The following is a 22,851-nucleotide window of genomic DNA, read 5'->3' on the forward strand; positions in this document are numbered from 1 at the left end:
AGTCCAATCCATCATTGATATTGATCATAAAGATTAGAAACATTCGTTGGATTAATCAATCCGCCGATGGCAAAATACCATCGTCCACGAAAAGGCCCGCATCGAGCCTTGGCGGTCACCATCCTCCCGGTGACCGTTGGGGTTCTGCGTGCCTTTACAGATGAAGGAACATGGCCATGAGCACTTGTGATTTCGCGTCCGACAATACGCATGCCGCCCGGCGTCCAACCGTTGCGGCGCGTGTGTTCGTGAGCATCGCAACTTTCTTTCGCGTGTGGAAAAACCGGCGGGCTTTTGATCGGCTGAGCGAAATGACGGACACCGAGCTTGCCGATATAGGCCTGACGCGCAGCGACCTCCACGCCGCCATCGACGCTCCTTTCGGGAGCGATCCGACCGCCCGCCTGCGCTGCTTGACGGCGCGCTAATTCGGACTCACGCCGGCGACGGCTCTTTTTCGAGAGTGGCCTTTCGCGACGTCGGCTTGCGTCTCGCCATATGCCGGACGGTGTTCTTCAGCCGTACCGGCGCGGCTTTCGTCAAGCCGGCAATCGCCGCTTCCGAAGCACTGGACGCGATGAAATCGGCGCCGATGCTTTCCGCCTTGGCCTCGCCGAAACCGCCTTCGGCTGGAGCGAGAACGCCAACGCGCAGGCCCGGTTGCAGTTTCTTCAGCCTGCGAACCACGATGCGGGCCTGGGTTGCCGATGTCCCGTTGAGAAACGTCACGATGACGGTGTCGACCTTGTCCAGCACAAGCTTGCGGGCCGCCAGAGGCTGAAGGCCCTCATGGGTAATCGACGTAGCGGCGGCACCTTGCACCTCAAATATCTGGGCCAGCATTGCGGCGGCGGCATCGTCGATCTCGCCGCGTCCGCCGGCGCAAAGCACCGTCATGCCTTCGCCGTCGGGCAGCAGGTCGACCGCCGTGTCGTCGTCGTCCTCCCCCGCTGCGTCGGAAGGCTTTGCATTTTCCTCGCTCCCATCTTCTTCATTTTCTTCTTCGTCGGCGATGTCTTCGAGGTTCGTGATGAGCGTCTGGGCGGTCAGTGCCAGGCGCTTGCGTTGCTCATCGCGCAGGGCACCGCGCTGCCGGTCCTGCTCCGCAAGCAGCAGGGCTGGAATGCCGATCGTGTCGTAGTAGTCGACGAGGTATTTCTTCTCCAAGAACTCCTCGGCATTGTCCGTGGCCTCGTCGACATTGCCCGACAGCAAGCGCTGGTACAGCCTCGTATGCGGGTCGAGCACCGGCTCGTTGCCGAAAAGCACTTCAAGGAATTCGAACTGCGGCACATAGCGGCCAAGCACGACCATGCACACGGTCAGCGGCGTGGACAAAACCAGCCCGAGCGGCCCCCACAGCCACGTCCAGAAGATCGCCGCCACGATGATCGCCAAGGGTGACAGGCCGGTTCTCGAGCCATAAAGCAGCGGCTCCAGAATGTTTCCACTGACCAGTTCCATGAAGAGGAACAGCGCTCCGGTCCACAGGACGAGCGACCATCCGGGTGCCACCGCAAGTGCCAGGAACAGCGGCATCAACATGCCTATAGCCGGCCCGATATAAGGCACGAAGCGAAGAACCAGCGTCAGCAGCCCCCACAGCAGAGCGTTGGGGATACCGAGCAGCCAAAGGCCGGCAGCAATGGGCACGGCATAGAGCGTGTTGACCACCAACTGCATGAGAAGATAGTGCCCTACCCGCTTTCCGGCTTCCTGCAAGGCCTCCGTAGTCCGGTGAACGTCGCCATAGCCGACAAGCCGGATGAAGCGGTCGCGAAGGTCCTCGCGCTCAAGCAACATGAAGATGACGACCACGACGACGAGACCGGCCGTGGCGAACGGACTGACTAGCGGCACGATGACGTTCTTCAACGTCTCGATCGTGCTTTCCTGCGACACGATTTCGACCGGCAGCGGTTCTGCCTTGGGGGCAATATGGGCAGGTTGTGCAGGCTGCGCGCTCGTTTGCAATTCGGCGCCGACACGCTGGACCGCGCCGCTCAGCCGATCGATAATGCCGCCATCGGCGCCCATTTCCTTAAGCGAATGCACCTTGGCGACGATGTTCGACTGATAGGTCGGGATGTTCTGCGCGAGATTGGTCACCTGCGTGGCAACCAATGTAGCCAAAAGGGCAATGGCGGCGAACGCGATAAACACGGTCAGGACGACGGCAATGGGCTTGGGCAGCGATCTCTTGCGCAAGAACGAAACGATCGGCGCCAGAGCGAACGTAAGAAGCAGCGCCACCGCCAGCGGAAGAAAGACGTCCCGGCCGAGGTAAAGAATGGCGGTGACCCCGACCAGCGTTACCGCGCCCGGCAAGGCCATTCTCGGGGCGGCGATACCGTCAGCGGTCACCGAAGAGCCGTAGCCGGACTTCGAGGCGGTATCGCGATCAGCACTCATTCCGGTATCCCCATCCCGCCATCGGTATCGACGTGCCTGCTGCCCTCAACAAACATGACACCCCAAAGGTTCCAAGATGTCAGTTCACAGGCTCAGCCTGTCGCGCAAGCCGTACCACCATGCGCCGAGTGCCGTGAGCGGAACGCGAAAGGTCTTGCCGCCCGGGAAAGGAAGGCTGGGCAGCGATGCCCAGACGTCGAACCGCTCCGCGTGGCCCGCCACCGCTTCTCCCAGCAGCTTTCCGAGCAAATGGGTGGTCGTCACGCCATGCCCGCTGTCGCCATGCGAGAAATAGACGTGGTCCGAGAGCCTCCCGACATGCGGGATACGTGTCAGCGTCAGGGCGAAATTGCCGCTCCAGGCATAGTCGATCCGCGCGCTTGCAAGTTCGGGAAACGTCTTGGCCATGTTCGGCCGTATGATTGCGGTGAGATTCGCCGGGTCCTGTCCGCCATAACCGATGCCGCCGCCATAGAGCAGCCGATTGTCGCTGGTGCGCCGATAGTAATCGAGAACGTAATTTGCATCCTCTACGCAATAGTCGGCCGGAAGCAATTCGCGCAGCAACGCCGGATCAAGCGGTTCGGTCGCCATCACCTGGCTCGAAACCGGCATCATGCGGTCGGTCACGGATGGAACAAGGCCACCGAGATAGGCATTGCCGCAAATCAGCAGATAGGAGGAGGTAACGCTTCCCTTGTCGGTATGGACCGTGGGCTTGCCGCCGGTTTCCACACGGATAGCACGGGAATTCTCGAAGATGCGCGCACCCAGGCTTTCGGCCGCCCTGGCCTCGCCGAGCACGAGGTTCAAAGGATGGATATGGCCGCCGCGCCTGTCGATCATGCCGCCGGCATAGCGGCTTGAGCGGACATAGCGGCCGACGTCCTTGCGCGCCACCATTTCCATTCCGTCAAGGCCATGCGCCTCATAGCCGTGCTTGACCGTTTCGAGATAGCGCAACTGCTTGGGCGTGAAGGCAGCGAAGAAGCCGCCATGGCGAAGGTCGCAGTCGATGCCGTATTTTGAGATGCGCGCGCGAATGATGTCGCCGCCGTCGCGTGACATTGCCGCCAGTGCGTTCGCCTTGTCGCGGCCATAGCGGCCCTCGATCGTATCCAGGTCGCGGCTATAACCGTTGACGATCTGGCCGCCATTGCGGCCGGACGCGCCGAAGCCGATGCGCTCGGCCTCGACCACCACGACGCTGTAGCCGCGCTCGGACAGCTCAAGGGCGGCCGATATGCCGGTGAAGCCCGCGCCGACGATGCAGATGTCGGCGCTCAACGCCTCGGTCAGGGTTTCACGCACGCGACGGTCGTTGGCAGACGCCGCGTACCAGGAGTCGGCGTGCCCCGGATTGGGGACGGGCGAAATATGGGCGGCCATTTCAAGCGGTCCTGATATAGGCGTCGTATTCGACGTCCGTGACGCGCATCGAGAATTCATCCAGTTCCTGGCGCTTGCAGGCAGAGTAAAGCGAACGGAATTCCGGACCGACCGCACCATAGGCGAAGCCGGAAGTGGCGAAGCGCTGGACGGCGCTGTCCCAACTCGTCAGCAGCGGCTCGTTGTCGATGGCATGTTCGTCGCCGCTGATCGGCCCGCCCGGATCCAGTCTTTCCTTCATGCCCATATAGGCAGCCTGCAAGATCATGGCGAGCACGAGATAGGGATTGCTGTCGGCGCCGGCGACGCGGTGCTCGATGCGGGTGGCCGGCCTGCTCGCCGTGATGACACGCACCGCCGCGGAACGGTTGTCGAAGCCCCACGAAGCAAAGGTCGGCGCGTGCTCGCTGGGCTTGAGCCGGCGGTAGGAATTGGCATGGGGCGCAAAGATCGCGGTGCTTTCGCCCATGTAGCGCAGCAGTCCGCCGACCGACTGCATGAGCAGGTCGGACGGCCCATTTTCATCGACGAAGACGTTGTTGCCGTTCTCGTCCAGCATGGAAAAATGCACATGCATGCCGTTGCCGGCCTGCATGCCATAGGGCTTGGCCATGAAGGTGGCGTCCAGATCGTGCTTGCGCGCCACGCCCTTGACGATCCGCTTCAACTGCACGGCGTAGTCGGCGGCGCGCAGCGCATCCGGCACGTGGTTGAGGTTGATTTCGTACTGGCCCGGCCCGTTCTCCCGCAGCGTGGTGTCGGCGGGCACGCCCTGCTCGCGGCAGGTCGAATCGATCTCGTGAAAGACGTCCTCGAAATCCTGCAATTCGGCAATCGACAGAACCTGCGTCTGGCCGGTGTGCCAACGGCCCTCTCGCGTATGCGGTGGACGAACCGGGTCGAGCGCGGAGCGAACAGGGTCGATCAGGTAGAATTCAAGCTCGGTGGCGACCACCGGCGTCAACCGCATCTGATGGAAACGGTCGAGGACTTTCGCCAGCACCTGGCGCGGATCGGCATAGAAATGGCCCCGGTCCGGGCCGTTCATGCTCAACATCACCTGCGCCGTCGGCCGCTTCAGCCAGCTTATGCGGGCCAGCGTTCCCGGAACAGGAACACACAGGCCGTCGGGGTCGCCGGTTCCTTCGGCAAGACCGGCCGCATTGACGTCGCGTCCCCAGACGTCGAGTGCATAGACTGAACGCGGCATCGCCATGCCGTTGGTCAACACCTCCACCGAACGCTCGCGCGGAATCCATTTGCCGCGCGGCACGCCGTTGACGTCGATAACGAAGGCTTCCAGCACTTCGATATCAGGGTTTTTGTCTAGGAAATCGCGGGCTTCTTGCTCATCAATCATGGTCCACCGTGGTTGCGAAAAATAGTTCCGCTATCTGGCCTGTATTGCCGCACTTGGAAATTTTATGATCACAATCTAAGGTAATATGATCATATATGTAAAGGCTTGCGCGGTGCGCTTTGCTAAAGAGCGCCAAATTTGAGGTTAAGGCCAGTGCCAGAACCAAAAGCGACCTCGATCGCCCGCGAAGAAAAGCTCGCCGCCGAGCCCATGAAGCAGTGGGTTTACCGGTGTCTGCGCAAGTCGGTGATGACAGGGCGCTTTCCCCCCGGCCTTCCAATCACGATTGCCGGCATCGCCGAAGGGTTGGAGGTCAGCGCCACCCCGGTGCGCGAGGCCCTGCACCAATTGATCGCCGATGGCGCGCTGGAATATCTCGACAACCGGCGCGTGCGCGTGCCCGACATCGGGCCGGAGCGTTTCGACGAAATCATCGCGACGCGCATCGCGCTTGAAACGCTGGCCGCCGAACGTGCGCTTCCGCATATCGACTATCTGCGGCTCGACCGACTGCAGCACCTGGACGGGCTGATCGACGCCGCCTATGCGGCCGGCGACATCGAACTCGGCATCGAGCGCAACTTCGCCTTTCACCGATGCCTGTACGAGGTCCGTTCATCGGTCCTGCTCGTGCTGATCGAATCGGTGTGGCTGCGGCTTGGACCCTTCATGCGCGAAGCGACCGAAAACCTCGATGAAAGCTATCGGGTGGACCGGCACTTTGAGGCGCTGGAGGCGATCCGCGCCAAGGACGCGCAGGCGTTGAAGGACGCCATCTGCGCCGACATCCAGGAAGGTGCCGGCCATCTTGGCCGCAAGCGCTTCCTGGAAGTCGAGTGGCGTCAACGCGGGCAGCGCTAAAGGTCGCGAACCGCGTCGAAGGCAGGATTCCTGTCGACAAACGCGCCTTGGGCATTTAGGGCCACCAACGACATTGGACTCGAGCAGCGAGAGACAAAGATGACCGGCAAGACCCTGATCGCGCCGTCGGTTCTGGCATCCGACTTTTCGAAACTCGGCGACGAGGTCGAAGCGGTATCGCTGGCCGGCGCGGACTGGATCCATCTCGACGTGATGGACGGGCATTTCGTGCCCAACATCACCTTCGGGCCGGCCGTCATCAAATCGATCCGCGCCCGCACCAAGGCGTTTTTCGACTGCCATCTGATGATCGCTCCCGCGGACCCCTATCTGGCGGCCTTCGCCGATGCCGGTTGCGACGGCATCACTGTCCATGCCGAGGCCGGGCCGCATCTCGACCGTTCGTTGCAGACGATCCGCAATTTGGGCAAGAAGGCGGGCGTGGCGATCAATCCGGCGACGCCGGAAAGCGCGATCGAATATGTGCTGGATCGGCTCGACCTCATCCTGATCATGACCGTCAATCCGGGCTTCGGCGGCCAGGCCTTCATCCCGGCCCTCGTCGAAAAGGTGGCTCGCGTGAAGGCGATGATCGGCGACAGGCCGATCCATATCGAGATCGACGGCGGCGTCTCGCCGGAGACCGCGCCGCTGGTTACGGCAGCAGGCGCGAACGTCCTCGTGGCGGGTGCTGCGATTTTCAAGGGCGACAGCGTCGAAGCATACAGAAGCAACATCGCGGCCATTCGCTCCGCAGCCGACGCGCGGTAAGCCATCAGCTTTCGGCGGCAAACACCTGCTTGCCGTCGATCCACACGGCATTGACGTCAAGTTCGTCGGACAGCGCGACGATATTTGCCGCGGCCCCCTTGGTGAACCGTCCGAGCCGGTGCGACTGGCCGACCGCCTCGGCGGGATAGGCCGATGCCATGCGCAGCGCTTCTGCAAGGTCGAGACCGATAACCCGGTGCATGAAACGAACGGCCGAGATCATGTCGAGGTCGGCACCGGCCAGCGTGCCGTCGGCCAGCGTCAGCTTGCCATCCTTGCGGTAGATGGTGCGCCCGTTCAGCGTGAACGACGCCATGTCGGTGCCGATTGTCGCCATCGCGTCGGTGAGGAGGAAAATGTGCGCCGGCCCCCGCTTGGCCCGCAGGGCGATGCCGATGGTGGCCGCGTCGACATGGAAGCCATCGGCGATCAAGCCGGCAAACAACCTTCCATTATCGATGGCCGCCCCCGCCAGGCCCGGCTCGCGGTTGCCGATCTGGCTCATTGCATTGAACAGATGCGTCACCATCGAGGCGCCGGCTGCCGCAAAAGCGCCGGCCGTCGCATAGCCGGCATCGGAATGGCCAAGACTGACGACGACTCCGGCCTGCGCCAACGCCGCGACACGCTGCGTATCGACCGATTCCGGGGCGACGGTGGTCAAAAGCACCGGCATATGCGCGCGCCCGGCGATCAGCGCCGCCTGGTCGGCATCCGTCATCGGCCGGATCAGCCTTGGGTCGTGCGCGCCCTTGCGTGCCAGCGACAGATGCGGCCCTTCTATGTGCAAGCCTAGGAAACCCGGCACCTTCTTTTGCGCGGCTTCAGCGCCTGCCGAAAGGGCGGCGGCCGTGATTTCAGGCGTGTCGGTAATCAGCGTCGGCAAAAGTGCCGTGGTGCCAAACGGCGCATGCGCCCGACAGATGCGCTCGATGGAGGCAATATCGGGGTGATCGTTCAGCATGACGCCGCCGCCGCCATTGACCTGAAGGTCGACAAAACCGGGGGCGAGCATGCCGCTCGTCTCGACCGTTTCCAGGTCGGCGGGCACGGCATCTGCCGTAATGATGCCCTCGATCTCGCCGCCGCGAACGATCAGCGCCGCATCGTCATGCCAGGCATCGCCGTCGAAGATACGCGCGCCGATCAGGCCGAAACGATCGCTCATAGGGTTTCCGTCACCTTGTTGAGGTTACGCGGCGCATCCGGGTCGAGGCCCCGATGACGGGCGAAGGCCTCGACGAACGCATAGAACGAAACGATCAGCGCCAGCGGATCGGTAAGGGGATGGCCGGTCGCCACGAATGGCAGTTTGTGCGCATTGCCGGCGGCATCGCTGGTCACGAAGACCGATGCGCCCTTGGCGACCAGCCGATCGCCGGCGTCGACGATGGAGGCCTCCGCTGCATCGCGCGCGGCCAGCGCCAGCACCGGGAAACCCGGCCCGACCAGCGCCAGCGGCCCGTGCATGACTTCGGCCGCGCTATAGGCCTCGGCGTGAACGCCGCAGACCTCCTTGAACTTCAGCGCGCCTTCGCTGGCGATGGCGAAGGACGGGCCGCGCCCCAGCACGAACAACGACTGGCCCTGCACTAGCGAACTGGCGAACGGCATCCAGTCACAATCGATGGCTTTGCGGCAATGCTCCGGCAGGCGCGCCAGCGCTTCCAAAAGCGCGGTGTCGTTGGTACAATGCGCCATCAGGGCGAGGCCCGCGACAGCCGAATTGACGAAGGTTTTCGTCGCCGCGACGCTGCGCTCCGGCCCGGCCAGTATGTCGATAGAGTAGTCGGATGCGCGGGCGAGCGGCGAGTCTGCCGTGTTGGTCAGCGCGACCGTCAGCGCGCCGCCGGCCCTGGCGGTTTGCGTCAGCGCAACGATATCCGGGCTCTTGCCCGACTGCGAGATGGCAAGGCAGGCCGCTCCGGCGAGCTTGAGTTTGGTGCCGTAGATGGAGGCGATGGATGGCCCCACCGACGCAACGGCAAGCCCGGCGGTCAGTTCGACCGCATATTTCATGAAGGTCGCCGCATGGTCGGAAGAACCGCGCGCCACCGTCACCACGAAATGCGGGTTGCGCTGGCTTATGCCGCGTCCGGCTTCGCTCAGCGCCGACCCCGAGCGGTCGAGAAGCCGGGCCACCGCCTCGGGTATTTCCTCGATCTCGCGTCGCATATGCGTGATTGTCGCCGTCATTGTCCGTCTCCGATGTCGCTTGGCCCGGTCAGTCTCAGTTCGGCAACGAAATCATAGGCGTCGCCGCGATAGATCGAGCGGGTGAATTCGATGACCTTGCCGCTGGCGAGGTACGAGATTCGCTCTATGTGCAGGCCGGCCGAGCCGGGCGCCACTTCCAGCAGGCACGCGTCCGCTTCGGCAAGGTTCGCCGCGGATATGCGCTGAACCGCCCTGACCGGCCGGCTCCCGGTTGCCTGAAGTGCCGTATAGAGCGATGAATCGACGGCGGCCGGATCGGGCAGAACGCTGGCCGACAGGGCGGCGCGCTCAATGGCCAGCGGCGTTTCATTGGCGATGCGCAGGCGCGCCACACGCGCCACACGCTCGCTGGACGACAGGCCGAGCACCATCATCTCCTCGGGCGATGGGGTGTAAAGCCCCCGGTCAAGCCATTGCGAGCGTACATTCATGCCGCGCCGCGCCATGTCCTCGGTAAAAGACGTCAGCCGCGACAGCGATTGCTCGACCCGCTCCATGCGCGGCGCGACGAACGTGCCGGAGCCATGGCGCTGCACCAATATGCCGCCCTTGACCAGATCCTGCACCGCCTTGCGCACGGTAACGCGCGAAATGTCAGCCTTGACGGCAATGTCGCGCTCGGAAGGCAGCGCATCGCCGGGGCCGATAATGCCACGGTTGACGGCGTCCTCGATGTTTTTCTTCAACTGCAGGTAAAGCGGTGCGCCGCGCCGAGTGGATTGCCGGAGCGAAGCGAATATCTGGTCGGTGGCCTCAACCATTGGTCGCCTCGCCTGCGAAAGCGCGAACCGCCATTTGCACAGCACCTGAAAGCGCATCGCCGAGCGGTTCGCGAAGCAGGCAACGATAGCGCGCCGACAGGCGCGGCGCATAAAGGGGTGCCAACCCGCCGAGCAGGCAGAGCGGCGCATCGGCGGCAAGGTCGAGCGCTGCCAGCGCTGCCTCGACGTCGGCGACAGCCCGGTCCACGATCCACGTGGCGACGGCATCGCCCTTGCCGGCGTGTTCGAACACCTTTGGCGCGAAGCCGCCGAAATCGCCGGGCTTGGCGTTGGTAGTAAATTCCACCACGTCTTCTGGATGGTTGCGGAACACGCCGAGGATCTCGTCCGTCAGCGGCGAACCCTGGCGGATGCCGTCATGGGCCAGCAACGTCTGTTCAAGCAGATCGCGACCGATGCGGCCGCCGCCACCCTGATCGCCTATCTGGAAGCCCCAGCCACCGATGGCGCGCATGCTGCCGCCCCGTCTTACCATATAGGCGGAGCCGGTCCCCAGGATCGCCATGGCGCCGTCATGCGGGCCGACCGCGCCTTCCAATGCGATCTCCGCATCGGTCTCGACGCGGCTCTGGCTGAACGGCAGGATCGCTTCCAGTTGCTGCCGGTAGGTGCCGACATTGGCGCCGGCGAGGCCCAGGACAGCGGGCGTCTTCGACACAAGAGCGGGGTCGTGGCCGGCGTCGATAAAGGCTAGTCGGGCGGATTCGGCGATGTTGGCGCGCGCGCCGGTCAGATCGGTACGGATATTGGCCGCTCCGCCCTTGGCACGACCGACCACGACGCCGTCCGCGGTTGCAAGGGCCGCCCTGCAGCTGGTGCCACCACCGTCGATGCCAAGCACGAAATTCAAAGCGATTTCTCCTCTCGTTTGATGATACCAATAAAGTACCAATATCCAAGGCTTAATTTCTGCTGCAAAAAAGTTAATACGTATTTTATTGATAACATTATGTATTTTTAGTTTTCGACATTTTCTGCACGTCAATTCGTTAATGCGTGTGGACAAGTGGTATTTTTTTGGTATTGTTTTGGAGGAGGAGAAACCAGGATGGCTGAACCGCGCACCGAAGCGCCGCACCAGAATGCGACAGGACTGGACACCGAGACCCCCGACGCTATTTTATCCGCCTTGGCCAACGGCCAGATCGAGGCGGCTGCGAGCGTTCGCAACGCCATTCCAGCCATCGCTTCCGCTGCCGAAATCGTCGCCGAAAAACTCCGGCGTGGTGGCAGGGTCGCCTACGCCGCCGCTGGCAGTTCCGGCCTGATGGCGCTGGCCGATGCGCTTGAATTGCCGGGTACGTTCGGCATAGCGCGCGACCGCATCGCCATCCTGATCGCTGGCGGCGACCAGGCGTTCAAGACGCTTGCGGGCGGACCCGAGGACGATGTCGACGAAGCGGCGCGGGCCGTCGCCGAGGCGGCTTTGGGGGCAAACGACTGCCTGATCACCATCTCCGCCAGCGGGACCACACCCTATACGGTGCGGGCGCTGGAAGAAGCCAAGCGCCGGGGTACAGCGACCATCGCCATCGCCAATAATGCCGGCACGCCACTGCTGGAGCTAGCCGATGTCGCCATCCTGCTGGAGACGCCGCCGGAAGTGATCGCGGGCTCGACCCGAATGGGTGCCGGCACCGCGCAAAAAATAGCGCTCAACATGCTGTCGACGCTCGCCGCCATTCATCTCGGCCATGTCCATGACGGCCATATGGTCAACCTCCTCGCCGACAACATCAAATTGCGCGAGCGCGCCGCACGCATCGTTTCGGCCATTACCGGACGTGACGGCGATGAAGCCCGCCGCCTGCTCGACACCAGCGGCGGCGCGGTCAAGATTGCCGTGCTGCTGGCGGCGGGCGCGCCCGACGCCGAGGCGGCCGAGAAAATACTGGAAGGAACTGGCCACAGATTGCGGCCTGCCCTTTCCGTTGTCGAGGGGAGCAGACGGTAGCAAGCCGCGATCCTCATCAAAACCGAACCTGACAAAGGTCAACAGGGAGAATGAACATGACACCGAAACTACTGACGGCAGTTTTGCTGGGTTCCAGCATTCTGGGTTCGGCCGGCACGGCTTACGCCGAGGACGTGACGCTGACCATCGAAAGCTGGCGCAACGACGACACCCAGATCTGGCAGAGCCAGATCATCCCGGCTTTCGAAAAGGCCAATCCGGGCATCAAGGTGGTGTTCGCCGCCGCAGCCCCCACCGAATACAACGCCGCGCTCAACGCCAAGCTGGCCGCCGGTTCGGCCGGCGACCTCATCACCTGCCGCCCGTTCGACGCTTCGCTCGATCTCTTCAACAAGGGCTATCTCAGCCCGGTCGACGACATCGACGGCATGAAGAATTTCTCCGATGTCGCCAAGGCGGCATGGCAGACGGACGACGCCAAGACCACGTTCTGCGTGCCGATGGCCTCGGTCATCCATGGCTTCATCTACAACCAGGATGCCTTCGACCAGCTCAAGATCACGCCGCCGAAGACCAGCGACGAGTTCTTCGCCACCCTGCAGAAGATCAAGGACGACGGCACCTTCATCCCGCTCGCCATGGGCACCAAAGACCAGTGGGAAGCCGCCACCATGGCCTACCAGAATATCGGTCCCAACTACTGGCACGGTGAGGAAGGCCGCAAGGCACTGATCGCCGGCACCCAGAAGCTGACCGACGCCGACTGGGTCGCGCCGTTCACGGAACTGGCCAAGTGGGGTCCGTTCATGGGCGACGGTTTCCAGGCGCAGGCCTATCCGGACAGCCAGAACCTGTTCACGCTCGGCCGCGCCGCCATCTACCCGGCCGGCTCGTGGGAAATCTCCGTCTTCAACACGCAGGCGCAGTTCAAGATGGGCGCTTTCCCGCCGCCGCTGCCCAAGGAAGGCGACAAGTGCTACCTCTCCGACCAGCCGGACCACGCGATCGGCATCAACGCCAAGTCGGCACATCCTGAAGAAGCCAAGAAATTCCTGGCCTGGGTGGCTTCCAAGGAATTCGCCGAGATCTACGGCAACGCGCTGCCGGGCTTCTTCCCGCTAACCAGCGAGACGGTGGAACTGAAGGGCCCGCTGGCCAAGGAATTCCTGAGCTGGCGCCAGAGCTGCGAGCCGACCATGCGCTCGACCTACCAGATCCTGTCGCGCGGTACGCCCAACCTCGAAAACGAAACCTGGGTAGCCGCCGCCAACGTGATCAACGGCACGGAGACGCCGGAAGCCGCGGCCAAGAAACTGCAGGACGGTCTCGACAGCTGGTACAAGCCGGCCAAGTAGCCGTCAGCGTGTTGCCTCCCCCTCGCGGGGAGGGTCGCAACTGAAGCGAACGGGGTGGGGGTCGAGGACTTCTCGGCATTGACCTCCACCCCGTTTTGCAAGCTACACTCTATTTCGTTTGCTCGCCGCCGCCCCACAATGGGAGGGGTACAAGCCGATGGCTCCGGCGCGCAAGAAGCCTGAATTGACCGGATGGGACCGACCGATGGCCGCAGCGACAAAACCGAAAAGGCCGTTCCGCTGGCACATCGCCGTGTTCCTGGCGCCAGCGGTTTTGATCTACACCGCCATCATGATCCTGCCGCTGGCCGGCACGCTGCAATTCTCTCTGTTTCGCAATGTCGAGCAATCGCAGGTATTTGTCGGCTTCGACAATTTCCGAACGCTGTTCGGCGACCCGCGCTGGTCGACCGGGTTCTGGAACGCGCTTCGAAACAATACCTGGTTCTTCATCGTCCACATGCTGGTGCAAAATCCGATCGGGGTGGTGCTGGCCGCCCTTCTGGCCAGCCCGAGATTGCGCTTTTCAGCCTTCTACCGCACCGCGATCTTCGTGCCGACCATCCTGTCCTTCGTCATTGTCGGCTTCGCCTGGAAGCTGATCCTGTCGCCGCTGTGGGGCGTTGCGCCCAACCTGCTCGATCTGATCGGCATGAAAAGCCTGTTCGCGCCGTGGCTCGGCAAGGAGGCCTATGCGCTGACGACGCTGGCGCTGATCTCGGTGTGGCAGTTCGTCGGCATCCCGATGATGCTGATCTACGCAGCGCTACTTACCATCCCCGAGGAGGTGATCGAGGCCGCCGAATGCGACGGCGTCACCGGCATGGCGCAGTTCTGGAAGATCAAGCTGCCCCTCATCCTGCCCTCCATCGGCATTATTTCGATCCTGACTTTCGTCGGCAATTTCAACGCCTTCGACCTGATCTACTCGGCGCAGGGCGCGCTTGCCGGCCCGAACTATTCGACCGACATCCTGGGCACTTTCCTCTACCGCGCCTTCTTCGGCTTCCAGTTGCAAATCGGCGATCCGAACATGGGCGCGACCATCGCGACGATGATGTTCCTCATCATCCTGATCGGCGTCGCGATCTATCTGTTCGGCATCCAGACGCGCCTGCGTCGGTATCAGTTCTGAGGGGGCGAAGATGAGCCGCGCAACAAAGTCCCTGCCGCGCACCGCCGCTGCCCATGCGGTGCTGATCGCCTATACGGTCATCGCGCTGTTTCCGGTGCTGGTCATCGTCGTCAACTCGTTCAAGTCGCGCGGCGCGATCTTCAGGACGCCGCTGGCGTTGCCCGGCCCGGAGACGTTCGATCTCATCGGCTACGCGACCGTTCTCTCGCAGGGAAACTTCCCGCTCTATTTCTGGAACAGCCTGGTGGTCACGGTCGTCTCGCTGGCGCTGGTGCTGCTGTTCGGCGCGATGGCGGCGTTTGCGCTGTCCGAATACCGCTTTCGCGGCAACACGCTGATGGGGCTTTATCTGGCGCTCGGCATCATGATCCCGATCCGGCTTGCCACCGTCGCCATCCTGCAGTTGATGGTGGCCAGCGGCCTGGTCAACACGCTGACGGCGCTGATCCTCGTCTATACCGCGCAAGGCCTGCCATTGGCCGTGTTCATCCTGTCGGAATTCATGAAACTGGTTTCCGACGACCTCAAAAACGCCGGCCGGATAGACGGCCTGTCCGAATACAGGATCTTCTTCCGGCTGGTGCTGCCGCTGGTCCGGCCTTCCATGGCTACCGTTGCCGTCTTCACCATGATCCCGATCTGGAACGATCTGTGGTTTCCGCTGATCCTGGCGCCGTCCGAAAGCACCAAGACGGTGACGCTCGGGGCGCAATTGTTCCTCGGCCAGTTCGTCACCAACTGGAACGCCGTGCTGGCCGCACTTTCGCTCGCCATCCTGCCGGTCATGATCCTCTATTTCATCTTCTCGCGGCAGTTGATCCGCGGCATCACCGCAGGAGCAGTCAAGTGAGCGAGCAAAAGCCCGTCAGCGTCGTCGTGGCCGGCCTGGGCAATATGGGGCGCAGCCACGCGCTCGCCTATGAAGCCAATCCCGGTTTCCGCATTGCCGCACTGGTCAACCGTTCCGACGTGCCCTTGCCGGCCGAACTGTCAGGCTACGAAATCCGCCACTCCTTCGATGACGCGCTGCGCGATGAAAAACCGGACGTCGCCTGCATCGCCACCTATTCCGACAGTCACGCCGACTATGCCGTGCGGGCGCTGGAAGCAGGCTGCCACGTCTTCGTGGAAAAGCCGTTGGCGACGACCGTGGCCGACGCCCAGCGCGTGGTCGATGCGGCCAAGGCCAACGGCAAGAAACTGGTGATCGGATACATCCTGCGCCACCATCCGTCGTGGATGCGGCTGATCGCCGAAGCCCGAAAACTCGGCGGTCCCTACGTGTTCCGCATGAACCTCAACCAACAGTCCTCGGGGGCGACCTGGGAAACGCACAAGCAGTTGATGCAGACCACCTCGCCCATCGTCGATTGCGGCGTGCATTATCTCGACGTGATGCTGCAGATCACCGACGCCAAGCCGGTCGAGGTTCGCGGCATGGGGCTTCGCCTTACCGACGAGATTGCCGAGGGCATGTATAATTACGGCCATCTGCAGGTGTTGTTCGATGACGGCTCGGTCGGCTGGTACGAGGCCGGCTGGGGGCCGATGATTTCAGAAACCGCGTTCTTCGTGAAGGACGTGATCTCGCCCAATGGCTGCGTTTCCATCGTCATGACGGAGGGCGCGAAGTCCGACGACATCGACACGCACACGAAAACCTCGACCATCCGTCTGCATAGCGCCGCCACCGGGGCGGACGGAAAATTCACCAAGCCGGACGAACTGCTTTCCATGCAGGGCGAACCCGGCCATCAGGAATTATGCGACCTCGAACAGGCGTTCCTGCTGCGCGCGATCCGCGAGGACATCGATCTTTCGCGCCATATGGACGACGCTGTGCGCTCGCTCGCCGTCTGTCTCGCCGCGGATGAAAGCGTGCGCACCGGCAACGCCGTCAAACTATAGGGAACATGCCGTGGGCTCACTCATCATCGAGAATGTGAAAAAGGCGTTCGGCCCGATCGAGGTGCTGAAGGGCATCAACCTCGAGGTGACGGACGGCGAGTTCGTCGTCTTCGTCGGCCCGTCCGGCTGCGGAAAATCAACGCTGCTGCGCGTCATCGCGGGGTTGGAGGATTCGAGTTCGGGCCGCGTCGTCATCGACGGCGACGATGTCAGTTCGACGCCGCCGGCCAAGCGCGGCATCGCCATGGTGTTCCAGACCTACGCGCTCTATCCGCATCTGACGGTAAAGAACAATATGGGTCTCGGCCTCAAGCAGGCCGGCACGCCGGCCGCCGAGATCGACAAGCGCATCGGTGCGGCTTCCACCATGCTATCGCTCGAGCCCTATCTCGGACGCCGTCCGGCCGAACTTTCCGGCGGCCAGCGCCAGCGCGTCGCCATCGGCCGCGCCGTCGTGCGCGAACCGAAACTGTTCCTGTTCGACGAGCCGTTGTCGAACCTCGATGCCGCGCTGCGCGTCAACACAAGGCTGGAAATCGCGCAACTGCATCGCCGCCTGAAGGCGACGATGATTTACGTTACCCACGACCAGGTCGAGGCGATGACGCTGGCCGACAAGATCGTCGTGCTCAATGCCGGCCGAATCGAGCAGATCGGCAAGCCGATGGAGCTTTACAATTCACCGGCAAACGAATTCGTCGCCGGCTTCATCGGCTCGCCGAAGATGAATTTCATCGACGGCGAACGCCTGGGTGAAAGCGTCAAGACGGTGGGGGTCCGGCCGGAACACATCATCGTCAGCCCAGACAGCGGCGCGTGGAAAGGCACGGTCGTCCATGCCGAGCATCTCGGCGCCGACACCAACCTCTATCTCGATTGCGAGAAGACGGGGCTGATCACGGTGCGGTTGTTTGGCGTTTATGACGCCGAGCCAGGGGCGACGCTTTACGCGACGCCAGACCCTGACCGGACATACAGATTCGGGGCGGACGGCATGGCGGTGAAGTAAAAGGCATTTGACTGCCATCCGGGAGGATAAGGCGGGCGATGCAGGCGTCATCCCCGGCGATCGGAGCGAAGCTCCGTGAGACCCGGGACCCATGCCGTGACTTGGCCGGATGGGGCGCGTCGACGCGCAATGCAAATTGTTGCCGTAACGGCGTGGATCCCGGACAACCGCGCCGTCGCTACGCTCCGACGCAGGCTTCCGGGATGACGGCGGTGGTGGTTCTACACGCCAGACTTGAATGTCAGCTTGGGCCGTCAGCCCAAGCGGGCAGCTTGGCCGTCAGCTCAAACGTCCGCCTTGAACGTCTGCTTTTGCGTGCCCAGCCCCTCGATACCCAATTCCACGATATCTCCGGCCTTCAAATAGCACGGCGGCTTCATGCCCATGCCGACGCCGGGCGGCGTGCCGGTCGAGATGACGTCGCCCGGATGCAGGCTCATGAACTGGCTGAGATAGGAAATGAGGAAGGCGACGTTGTACACCATCGTCTTCGACGAGCCGTCCTGCCGGATTTCCCCGTTCACCGTCAGCCACATCTTCAGGTTCTGCGGGTCGGCCACCTCGTCCTTTGTCACCAGCCACGGTCCGATAGGCCCAAACGTGTCGCAGGATTTGCCCTTGGTCCACTGGCCCTGCCGCTCTGTCTGGAAGGCGCGCTCGGAAACGTCGTGCGACACGCAGTAGCCAGCTACGTAATCGAGCGCCTCGGCCTCGGAGACGTATTTGGCCGTCTTGCCGATGACGACGCCAAGCTCAACTTCCCAATCGGTCTTTTCCGAACCGCGCGGGATCAGCACGGCGTCGTTCGGGCCGACGATGGCCGAGGACGCCTTCATGAACACGACCGGCTCGGACGGGACGGCCGCGCCGGTTTCGGCGGCATGGTCGGAATAATTCAGGCCGATGCAGATGAATTTGCCGACACTGGCAACGCAGGCGCCGATACGCGGACTACCCGAGACCGCCGGCAGCGATGCCGAATCGAGTTTCGCAAGCGCGCCAAGCGATGCCGGATCCAGCGCCTTGCAGCCAATGTCGGGCACGTGCTTCGACAGATCGCGGATCACCCCATCCGTATCGAGCAAGCCGGGCTTTTCGGCACCCACATCGCCGTAGCGTAGCAATTTCATGTTTTTTTCCCTTTTAGAGCGACCAGCCCCCATCAATATTATAGGCCTGCCCTGTCGTATAGGCCGCGCCGGCGAGATAGACGGCGAGATCGGCGATCTCTTCCGCCGTGCCGAGACGCCCGATGGGCTGGCGCGCGATGAAGGCGGCGCGGGACGTTTCGTAGTCGCCGGCGGCGCGCATGCGGCCTTCCAGCGACGGACTTTCGACGGTACCGGGGCAAATGGCGTTGCAGCGGATGCCCTTGCCGATGAAATCGGCCGCAACCGCCTTGGTCAAACCGATGACGGCCGCCTTGGTAAGGCCGTAGGCAAAGCGATTGGGCACGCCTTTCTGCGAGCTTGCCACCGACGACATGTTGATGATCGCGCCATCGCCGCGCTCCAGCATGCCGGGCAGCGCCGCCCGAATGGTCCGCACCATGGCGCGCACATTGAGGTCGAGCGCGAAGTCGAGGTCGGCATCCTTCATCTCGAGGATCGATCCGGAATGAACGAAGCCGGCGCAGTTGAACAAGACGTCGATCCTGCCGATGTCCGAGAAGGCCGACCTGACGGCGACGTCGTCCAGAACGTCGAGTTTTCGCGTTGCAACGCCGGCCGTCTTGCCCAATTCGGCAAGCAGCGGCTCGTTGATGTCGGTGGCATGGACCTTCGCGCCGGCCGCCGCGAAGGCAAGCGCGCTGGCGCGGCCGATGCCCTGCGCCGCCGCCGTAATCACCACCGTCTTGCCTGCCAGATGAGCCGTCATTCCGCTGCCTCCCGGATCGCGCGCTGGCGTCGCGGCGCATGGGTTCATGGCACAGCGGCGCTCATATTTGTTTTTTCTGGTTAAAGAACATATTGGGCGGCGTCAACCGATGTTCCAGCGCGAGCCAGGGACAGTGCCGTCCTACAATTGGCACAGCACCTGCGTGAACAGTCGATCACGCGGGTTGTAGTCGCGGTGCACGCCGATGAAGTGCTGTTGCGTGACGGTTATGACCGACAGATGTGCGACGATGAATGTACGAAAGCCCATGCCGCTGCCGCCGGATATCTGCACCGCCGACAGCATGAGCGTTCCGGATGTGTCGTAGCCCAGTATATAGGGTTCGGCCGTGCGGGTGCCGTCCTTGTAGACAAAGGACAGGACCCGCCGGTTCCTGATCGCCTGGCAGATGGTGTCGCTGGCCAGCACCGTCGTCTCCCGTCTCCTCGCGAGGAAATAGGGCGCTTAGTTGCCTGAACCAGCAGAAAAGCCGGGTCTGGTGGTGGGATCAGCCGACGAAGGCGCGCTCGACCACGAAGCTTGCCGGATTGGCCAGCGAACCCTCGCGAAAGCCCAGGCCTTCCGCTATTTCCTTGACGTCCTTGAGCATGTGCATCGAACCGCAGATCATGATGCGGTCGGTTTGCGGATCGAGTTTTTCAATGCCGAGGTCGGCGTAGAATTGTCCCGACCCGATCAGCGCGGTGATGCGGCCCATGCGGGGGGAAGCCTCGCGCGTCGTCGAATTGTAGAGGGTGACGCGGCCATGAACGAGTTCGCCGATCAGCGGATCGTTTTCCAACGCGGCGACCAGTTCCTGCCCATAAGTCAATTCGGCATTGTCGCGGCAGGTATGGGTGAGAACCACCTGCTCGAATTTGTCATAGGTATCGGGGTCGCGCAGCACGCTGGCGAAGGGCGCGATGCCGGTGCCGGTCGAGATCATGAACAGGCGCTTTGCGGGCGTCAGTGCATCCAGCACCAGGGTGCCGGTCGATTTCTGACGCATGATCACGGTGTCGCCGGGTTTGATCTTCTGCAGCTTGGAGGTCAGCGGACCGTCCGGAACCTTGATCGAAAAGAATTCGAGTTCCTCGTCCCAATTCGGGCTGGCGATCGAATAGGCCCGAAAAACCGGCTTCTCCGCGTTGGGCAGGCCGATCATGACAAACTCGCCGGAGCGGAAGCGCAGCGATTGCGGCCGGGTGATGCGGAACGAGAACAGCCGGTCGGTGTAGTGCCGCACGGACACCACCTTCTCGGCGTGAACATTGGCCGGGACCGGATAGTTCGAGGCATCAGCCTCAGCCGCTTCGACCGCCGAAAGATGCTGCATGTACCATTTCCTGATTGGTGCCGGCGAAAGGCCGCCTGACTTTCAACTGCCACAAACGGACGCGTTCTGGCAGGGCAACCTGCCCTTGTAATTAGTCCATATCCGATAATTGGGTCAAGATCGCGCCCGGAAACGGCTTTCCAATTTGGGCCGCTCCAACAGTCGAACTGTTTCAATCTTCGGGCACGAAAGAGAATTCGACGATCCTACGGTACGATCCTGCCTCAACACCACGAAAATTCCTGAAGGCGACGGGGGCGTATCCATCCACCGTTCATTTGAAAATTCCTGTGTTCTAAACCGATGTTTTTGCTATTGTCAGACGATTCCAGACCGATCCACGGCTGGATTTGAACGACAACTGCACAGCCAAGGGGAACGGCCCATGCTTAAAGAATTCCAAGAATTCATCTCCAAGGGCAACGTCATGGACCTGGCGGTCGGTGTCATCATCGGCGCCGCATTCGGCAAGATCGTCGATTCACTGGTCAACGACATCATCATGCCGATCGTCGGCGCGATTTTCGGCGGACTGGACTTCAACAACTACTTCTTTGGGCTTTCGTCGACCGTTACTGCAACTTCGCTGGCCGCGGCGAAGGAGCAAGGCGCGGTATTGGCCTATGGCAGCTTCCTGACCGTGGTACTGAACTTCCTGATCCTCGCATGGATCATTTTCCTGATGGTCAAGGGCGTCAACAATATGCGCCGGCGTCTCGAGCGCGAAAAGCCTGCCGCCCCGGCAGCACCGCCGCCCGCCGACGTTGCGCTGCTCACGGAAATCCGTGATCTGCTTGCCAGAAAGTAATCGCTGCTTTTGACTGGATCAAAACCCCGGTCGCTTGCGGCCGGGGTTTCTGCTTTTGCCGCCTCATGGATCGAACGCATGAACCTGATCGAGACTTTGCGCGCGGAAGCGCGCGCTGCCCCCGAAAGCGGCATCGTCGCCGTGGCAAACCATGGCCGTGGCCGCGAGGGGCTGATCCCGCTTTGGGTCGGCGAAGGCGACCTGCCGACGCCGGCGTTCATCACCGACGCGGCAGCAGCAGCCCTGACGGGTGGCGAAACCTTCTACACCTGGCAAAAAGGCATTCCCGATTTGCGCCAGGCGCTTGCCCGCTACTATCAGCGGCATTTCGGCAGGGGTTTCAGCGAAGACGAATTCATTGTTACCGGCTCAGGCATGCACGCGATCCAGCTGGCGCTGGCGGCGATCGCCGGCAAGGATGACGAGGTCGTCTATCTGTCGCCGTCCTGGCCGAATTTTCCTGCCGCCGCCGAGCTGGCGGGTGCGCGGGCGGTTGCGGTCAAACTCGACTGTTCCGACAATGGCTGGTCCTGCGATGTCGAAAAGATCGAGGCGTCGGTTACGCCGCGCACCCGGGCGATCTTTGTAAACTCTCCCTCCAATCCGACAGGCTGGACCGCCGACAGGCAGACACTGCAGGCGATCCTCGACCTTGCCCGGCGCAAGGGGCTCTGGATCATCGCCGACGAAATCTACTCGCGCTTCTATTACGACGGCGGACGGGCGCCCTCCTTCCTCGACATCGCAGGCGAGGAAGACCGCATCCTCTTCGTCAACAGCTTTTCCAAGAACTGGGCGATGACCGGCTGGCGCGTGGGTTGGGTCAAGACACACCCGGCGCTTCAATCCGTTTTCGAAAACCTGATCCAGTATTCGACGTCGGGCGTGGCGCAGTTCATGCAGCGCGGCGCGGTCGCCGCCCTCGACAAGGGCGATCCCTTCGTCACCGAGCAGGTGGACCGGGCAAGAAAGGCGCGCGATCTGGTCTGCGCGATCCTTGCCGACACCGGGCGCGCCCGTTTCACGGTGCCACCGGGGGCGTTCTACCTGTTCTTCTCGATCGATGGCATTACCGACTCGCGGGCCGCGGCCTTCGACATGGTCGACCGCGCCAATGTCGGCCTTGCGCCCGGATCGGCATTCGGCACAGGCGGCGAGCCCTATTTCCGCCTGTGCTTCAATCGACGCCTCGACCAGTTGGAAGAGGCCGCCGAGCGGCTGGCGAAATGGATGCGGACGACGTAATCCGCTACCTCAGGTTTTTTCCGGGGCCGGTTTGGCGGGTCCGCTATCGTTGTTTTCCATGTCCTTGACGATACCCATGAAACTGCGCAGGAAGCGCTCCATATAACCCATCGTCTTGTTGAACTCTTCCTCGCTGGGCAGTTTCGATTCGAGGCGTGCCGATAACGAGTTCTCCAGCGTCGCCACGCGCGTGTCGAGCGCCTTCACCGATGTCTGGAGGCGGTCGATCTCATCTTGAAAGGCAGCGCGTTCGTCGGCGGCCGTGCGGCAGACCAACTGGCCGTTCTGGTCCTTGCATGTCGACATGGCGCCGGTCTGCGTATCCATGCGGACATAGCCGTCAGCCGATTTCTCCAACCGGTAACGGCCGCTGTCGTCGGCCTGTGCCGATGCCGTGACCAGCAAGGCAGTCGCGGCAGGAACAATGAGGTGTTGAAGACGCATCTCTTCCTCCATCGGTCGGTCGGTCG

General features: G+C 62.4%; 24 protein-coding genes. 11 read left to right on the forward strand and 13 right to left on the reverse strand.

Features of this window, described 5'->3' with window-relative positions; all coding sequences use genetic code 11:
* Window positions 1-11: 11 nt before the first annotated feature.
* Window positions 12-362, reverse strand: coding sequence for a hypothetical protein (locus ACX3P1_RS14635; protein WP_459080385.1), 351 nt, complete (start codon window positions 360-362; stop codon window positions 12-14).
* Here ACX3P1_RS14635 and ACX3P1_RS14640 point away from each other — a divergent pair.
* Window positions 303-428: a DUF1127 domain-containing protein gene (locus ACX3P1_RS14640; protein WP_459080379.1), complete on the forward strand. Its 126-nt coding sequence runs from the start codon at window positions 303-305 to the stop codon at window positions 426-428. The genes ACX3P1_RS14635 and ACX3P1_RS14640 overlap by 60 nt on opposite strands.
* A gap of 7 nt (window positions 429-435) precedes the next feature.
* Here the strand turns inward: ACX3P1_RS14640 and ACX3P1_RS14645 are convergent, their stop codons facing one another.
* The 3 genes from ACX3P1_RS14645 to ACX3P1_RS14655 form a co-directional block, all read right to left on the reverse strand.
* Window positions 436-2,412 (reverse strand): AI-2E family transporter, encoded by a 1,977-nt coding sequence (locus ACX3P1_RS14645; RefSeq protein WP_459080317.1) that lies wholly within the window; start codon window positions 2,410-2,412, stop codon window positions 436-438.
* 84 nt (window positions 2,413-2,496) lie between these two features.
* Complete coding sequence (locus ACX3P1_RS14650; RefSeq protein ID WP_459080318.1) at window positions 2,497-3,801, reverse strand: NAD(P)/FAD-dependent oxidoreductase; 1,305 nt, start codon at window positions 3,799-3,801, stop codon at window positions 2,497-2,499.
* Between the two features lies 1 nt (window position 3,802).
* On the reverse strand, window positions 3,803-5,161 hold the full coding sequence (locus ACX3P1_RS14655) for a glutamine synthetase family protein (RefSeq protein ID WP_459080319.1): 1,359 nt from the start codon (window positions 5,159-5,161) through the stop codon (window positions 3,803-3,805).
* A gap of 153 nt (window positions 5,162-5,314) precedes the next feature.
* Here ACX3P1_RS14655 and ACX3P1_RS14660 point away from each other — a divergent pair, with 153 nt between their 5' ends.
* Both ACX3P1_RS14660 and rpe read left to right on the forward strand, forming a co-directional pair.
* Complete coding sequence (locus ACX3P1_RS14660; RefSeq protein ID WP_459080320.1) at window positions 5,315-6,022, forward strand: GntR family transcriptional regulator; 708 nt, start codon at window positions 5,315-5,317, stop codon at window positions 6,020-6,022.
* Window positions 6,023-6,121: 99 nt separating this feature from the next.
* Window positions 6,122-6,793 (forward strand): ribulose-phosphate 3-epimerase, encoded by a 672-nt coding sequence (gene rpe / locus ACX3P1_RS14665; protein ID WP_459080321.1) that lies wholly within the window; start codon window positions 6,122-6,124, stop codon window positions 6,791-6,793.
* Window positions 6,794-6,797: 4 nt separating this feature from the next.
* Here the strand turns inward: rpe and nagA are convergent, their stop codons facing one another.
* The 4 genes from nagA to ACX3P1_RS14685 are packed head-to-tail and all read right to left on the reverse strand — an operon-like array spanning window position 6,798 to window position 10,642.
* The gene (nagA, locus tag ACX3P1_RS14670) at window positions 6,798-7,961 is read right to left on the reverse strand and encodes an N-acetylglucosamine-6-phosphate deacetylase (protein ID WP_459080322.1); all 1,164 of its coding nucleotides are present in this window, start codon (window positions 7,959-7,961) and stop codon (window positions 6,798-6,800) included.
* The gene (locus tag ACX3P1_RS14675) at window positions 7,958-8,989 is read right to left on the reverse strand and encodes an SIS domain-containing protein (RefSeq protein WP_459080323.1); all 1,032 of its coding nucleotides are present in this window, start codon (window positions 8,987-8,989) and stop codon (window positions 7,958-7,960) included. The genes nagA and ACX3P1_RS14675 overlap by 4 nt, the downstream gene beginning before the upstream one ends.
* A complete protein-coding gene (locus ACX3P1_RS14680) occupies window positions 8,986-9,771 on the reverse strand; it encodes a GntR family transcriptional regulator (protein ID WP_459080324.1) in 786 nt (261 codons plus the stop codon). Before ACX3P1_RS14680 ends, ACX3P1_RS14675 begins: the two co-directional genes overlap by 4 nt.
* Window positions 9,764-10,642 carry a glucosamine kinase nucleotide-binding domain-containing protein gene (locus ACX3P1_RS14685; RefSeq protein ID WP_459080325.1) on the reverse strand — a complete coding sequence of 293 codons (879 nt, stop codon included), beginning with the start codon at window positions 10,640-10,642 and terminating at the stop codon, window positions 9,764-9,766. Before ACX3P1_RS14685 ends, ACX3P1_RS14680 begins: the two co-directional genes overlap by 8 nt.
* 198 nt (window positions 10,643-10,840) lie before the next feature.
* On the opposite strand from ACX3P1_RS14685, the gene ACX3P1_RS14690 reads away from it, so the two are divergent.
* The 6 genes from ACX3P1_RS14690 to ACX3P1_RS14715 all read left to right on the forward strand — a co-directional run bounded on the left by ACX3P1_RS14690 (window position 10,841) and on the right by ACX3P1_RS14715 (window position 17,114).
* On the forward strand, window positions 10,841-11,746 hold the full coding sequence (locus ACX3P1_RS14690; protein WP_459080326.1) for an N-acetylmuramic acid 6-phosphate etherase: 906 nt from the start codon (window positions 10,841-10,843) through the stop codon (window positions 11,744-11,746).
* A gap of 56 nt (window positions 11,747-11,802) precedes the next feature.
* On the forward strand, window positions 11,803-13,062 hold the full coding sequence (locus ACX3P1_RS14695) for an ABC transporter substrate-binding protein (protein WP_459080327.1): 1,260 nt from the start codon (window positions 11,803-11,805) through the stop codon (window positions 13,060-13,062).
* Window positions 13,063-13,267: 205 nt separating this feature from the next.
* Complete coding sequence (locus ACX3P1_RS14700) at window positions 13,268-14,197, forward strand: carbohydrate ABC transporter permease (RefSeq protein WP_459080328.1); 930 nt, start codon at window positions 13,268-13,270, stop codon at window positions 14,195-14,197.
* A 10-nt stretch (window positions 14,198-14,207) separates the two neighbouring features.
* Window positions 14,208-15,047: a carbohydrate ABC transporter permease gene (locus ACX3P1_RS14705; RefSeq protein ID WP_459080329.1), complete on the forward strand. Its 840-nt coding sequence runs from the start codon at window positions 14,208-14,210 to the stop codon at window positions 15,045-15,047.
* The gene (locus ACX3P1_RS14710) at window positions 15,044-16,105 is read left to right on the forward strand and encodes a Gfo/Idh/MocA family protein (protein WP_459080330.1); all 1,062 of its coding nucleotides are present in this window, start codon (window positions 15,044-15,046) and stop codon (window positions 16,103-16,105) included. Before ACX3P1_RS14705 ends, ACX3P1_RS14710 begins: the two co-directional genes overlap by 4 nt.
* A gap of 10 nt (window positions 16,106-16,115) precedes the next feature.
* Window positions 16,116-17,114: an ABC transporter ATP-binding protein gene (locus ACX3P1_RS14715; protein WP_459080331.1), complete on the forward strand. Its 999-nt coding sequence runs from the start codon at window positions 16,116-16,118 to the stop codon at window positions 17,112-17,114.
* Between the two features lie 284 nt (window positions 17,115-17,398).
* On the opposite strand, the gene ACX3P1_RS14720 is transcribed toward ACX3P1_RS14715, so the two are convergent.
* The 4 genes from ACX3P1_RS14720 to ACX3P1_RS14735 form a co-directional block, all read right to left on the reverse strand.
* On the reverse strand, window positions 17,399-18,244 hold the full coding sequence (locus ACX3P1_RS14720) for a fumarylacetoacetate hydrolase family protein (RefSeq protein ID WP_459080332.1): 846 nt from the start codon (window positions 18,242-18,244) through the stop codon (window positions 17,399-17,401).
* 13 nt (window positions 18,245-18,257) lie between these two features.
* Window positions 18,258-18,992, reverse strand: a complete 735-nt coding sequence (locus ACX3P1_RS14725; RefSeq protein ID WP_459080333.1) for an SDR family oxidoreductase — start codon at window positions 18,990-18,992, stop codon at window positions 18,258-18,260.
* Between the two features lie 141 nt (window positions 18,993-19,133).
* The gene (locus ACX3P1_RS14730; protein ID WP_459080334.1) at window positions 19,134-19,421 is read right to left on the reverse strand and encodes a hypothetical protein; all 288 of its coding nucleotides are present in this window, start codon (window positions 19,419-19,421) and stop codon (window positions 19,134-19,136) included.
* Window positions 19,422-19,500: 79 nt separating this feature from the next.
* Window positions 19,501-20,328, reverse strand: a complete 828-nt coding sequence (locus tag ACX3P1_RS14735) for a ferredoxin--NADP reductase (RefSeq protein ID WP_459080335.1) — start codon at window positions 20,326-20,328, stop codon at window positions 19,501-19,503.
* Between the two features lie 385 nt (window positions 20,329-20,713).
* Between ACX3P1_RS14735 and mscL the strand changes: the two genes are divergently transcribed.
* Window positions 20,714-21,136, forward strand: a complete 423-nt coding sequence (gene mscL / locus ACX3P1_RS14740) for a large conductance mechanosensitive channel protein MscL (RefSeq protein ID WP_459080336.1) — start codon at window positions 20,714-20,716, stop codon at window positions 21,134-21,136.
* A 78-nt stretch (window positions 21,137-21,214) separates the two neighbouring features.
* Window positions 21,215-22,381, forward strand: a complete 1,167-nt coding sequence (locus tag ACX3P1_RS14745; RefSeq protein WP_459080337.1) for a pyridoxal phosphate-dependent aminotransferase — start codon at window positions 21,215-21,217, stop codon at window positions 22,379-22,381.
* Window positions 22,382-22,390: 9 nt separating this feature from the next.
* Here the strand turns inward: ACX3P1_RS14745 and ACX3P1_RS14750 are convergent, their stop codons facing one another.
* Window positions 22,391-22,825 (reverse strand): hypothetical protein, encoded by a 435-nt coding sequence (locus ACX3P1_RS14750; protein WP_459080338.1) that lies wholly within the window; start codon window positions 22,823-22,825, stop codon window positions 22,391-22,393.
* Window positions 22,826-22,851 lie beyond the last annotated feature (26 nt).

The sequence above is a fragment of the Mesorhizobium sp. A623 genome (genome assembly GCF_054489405.1).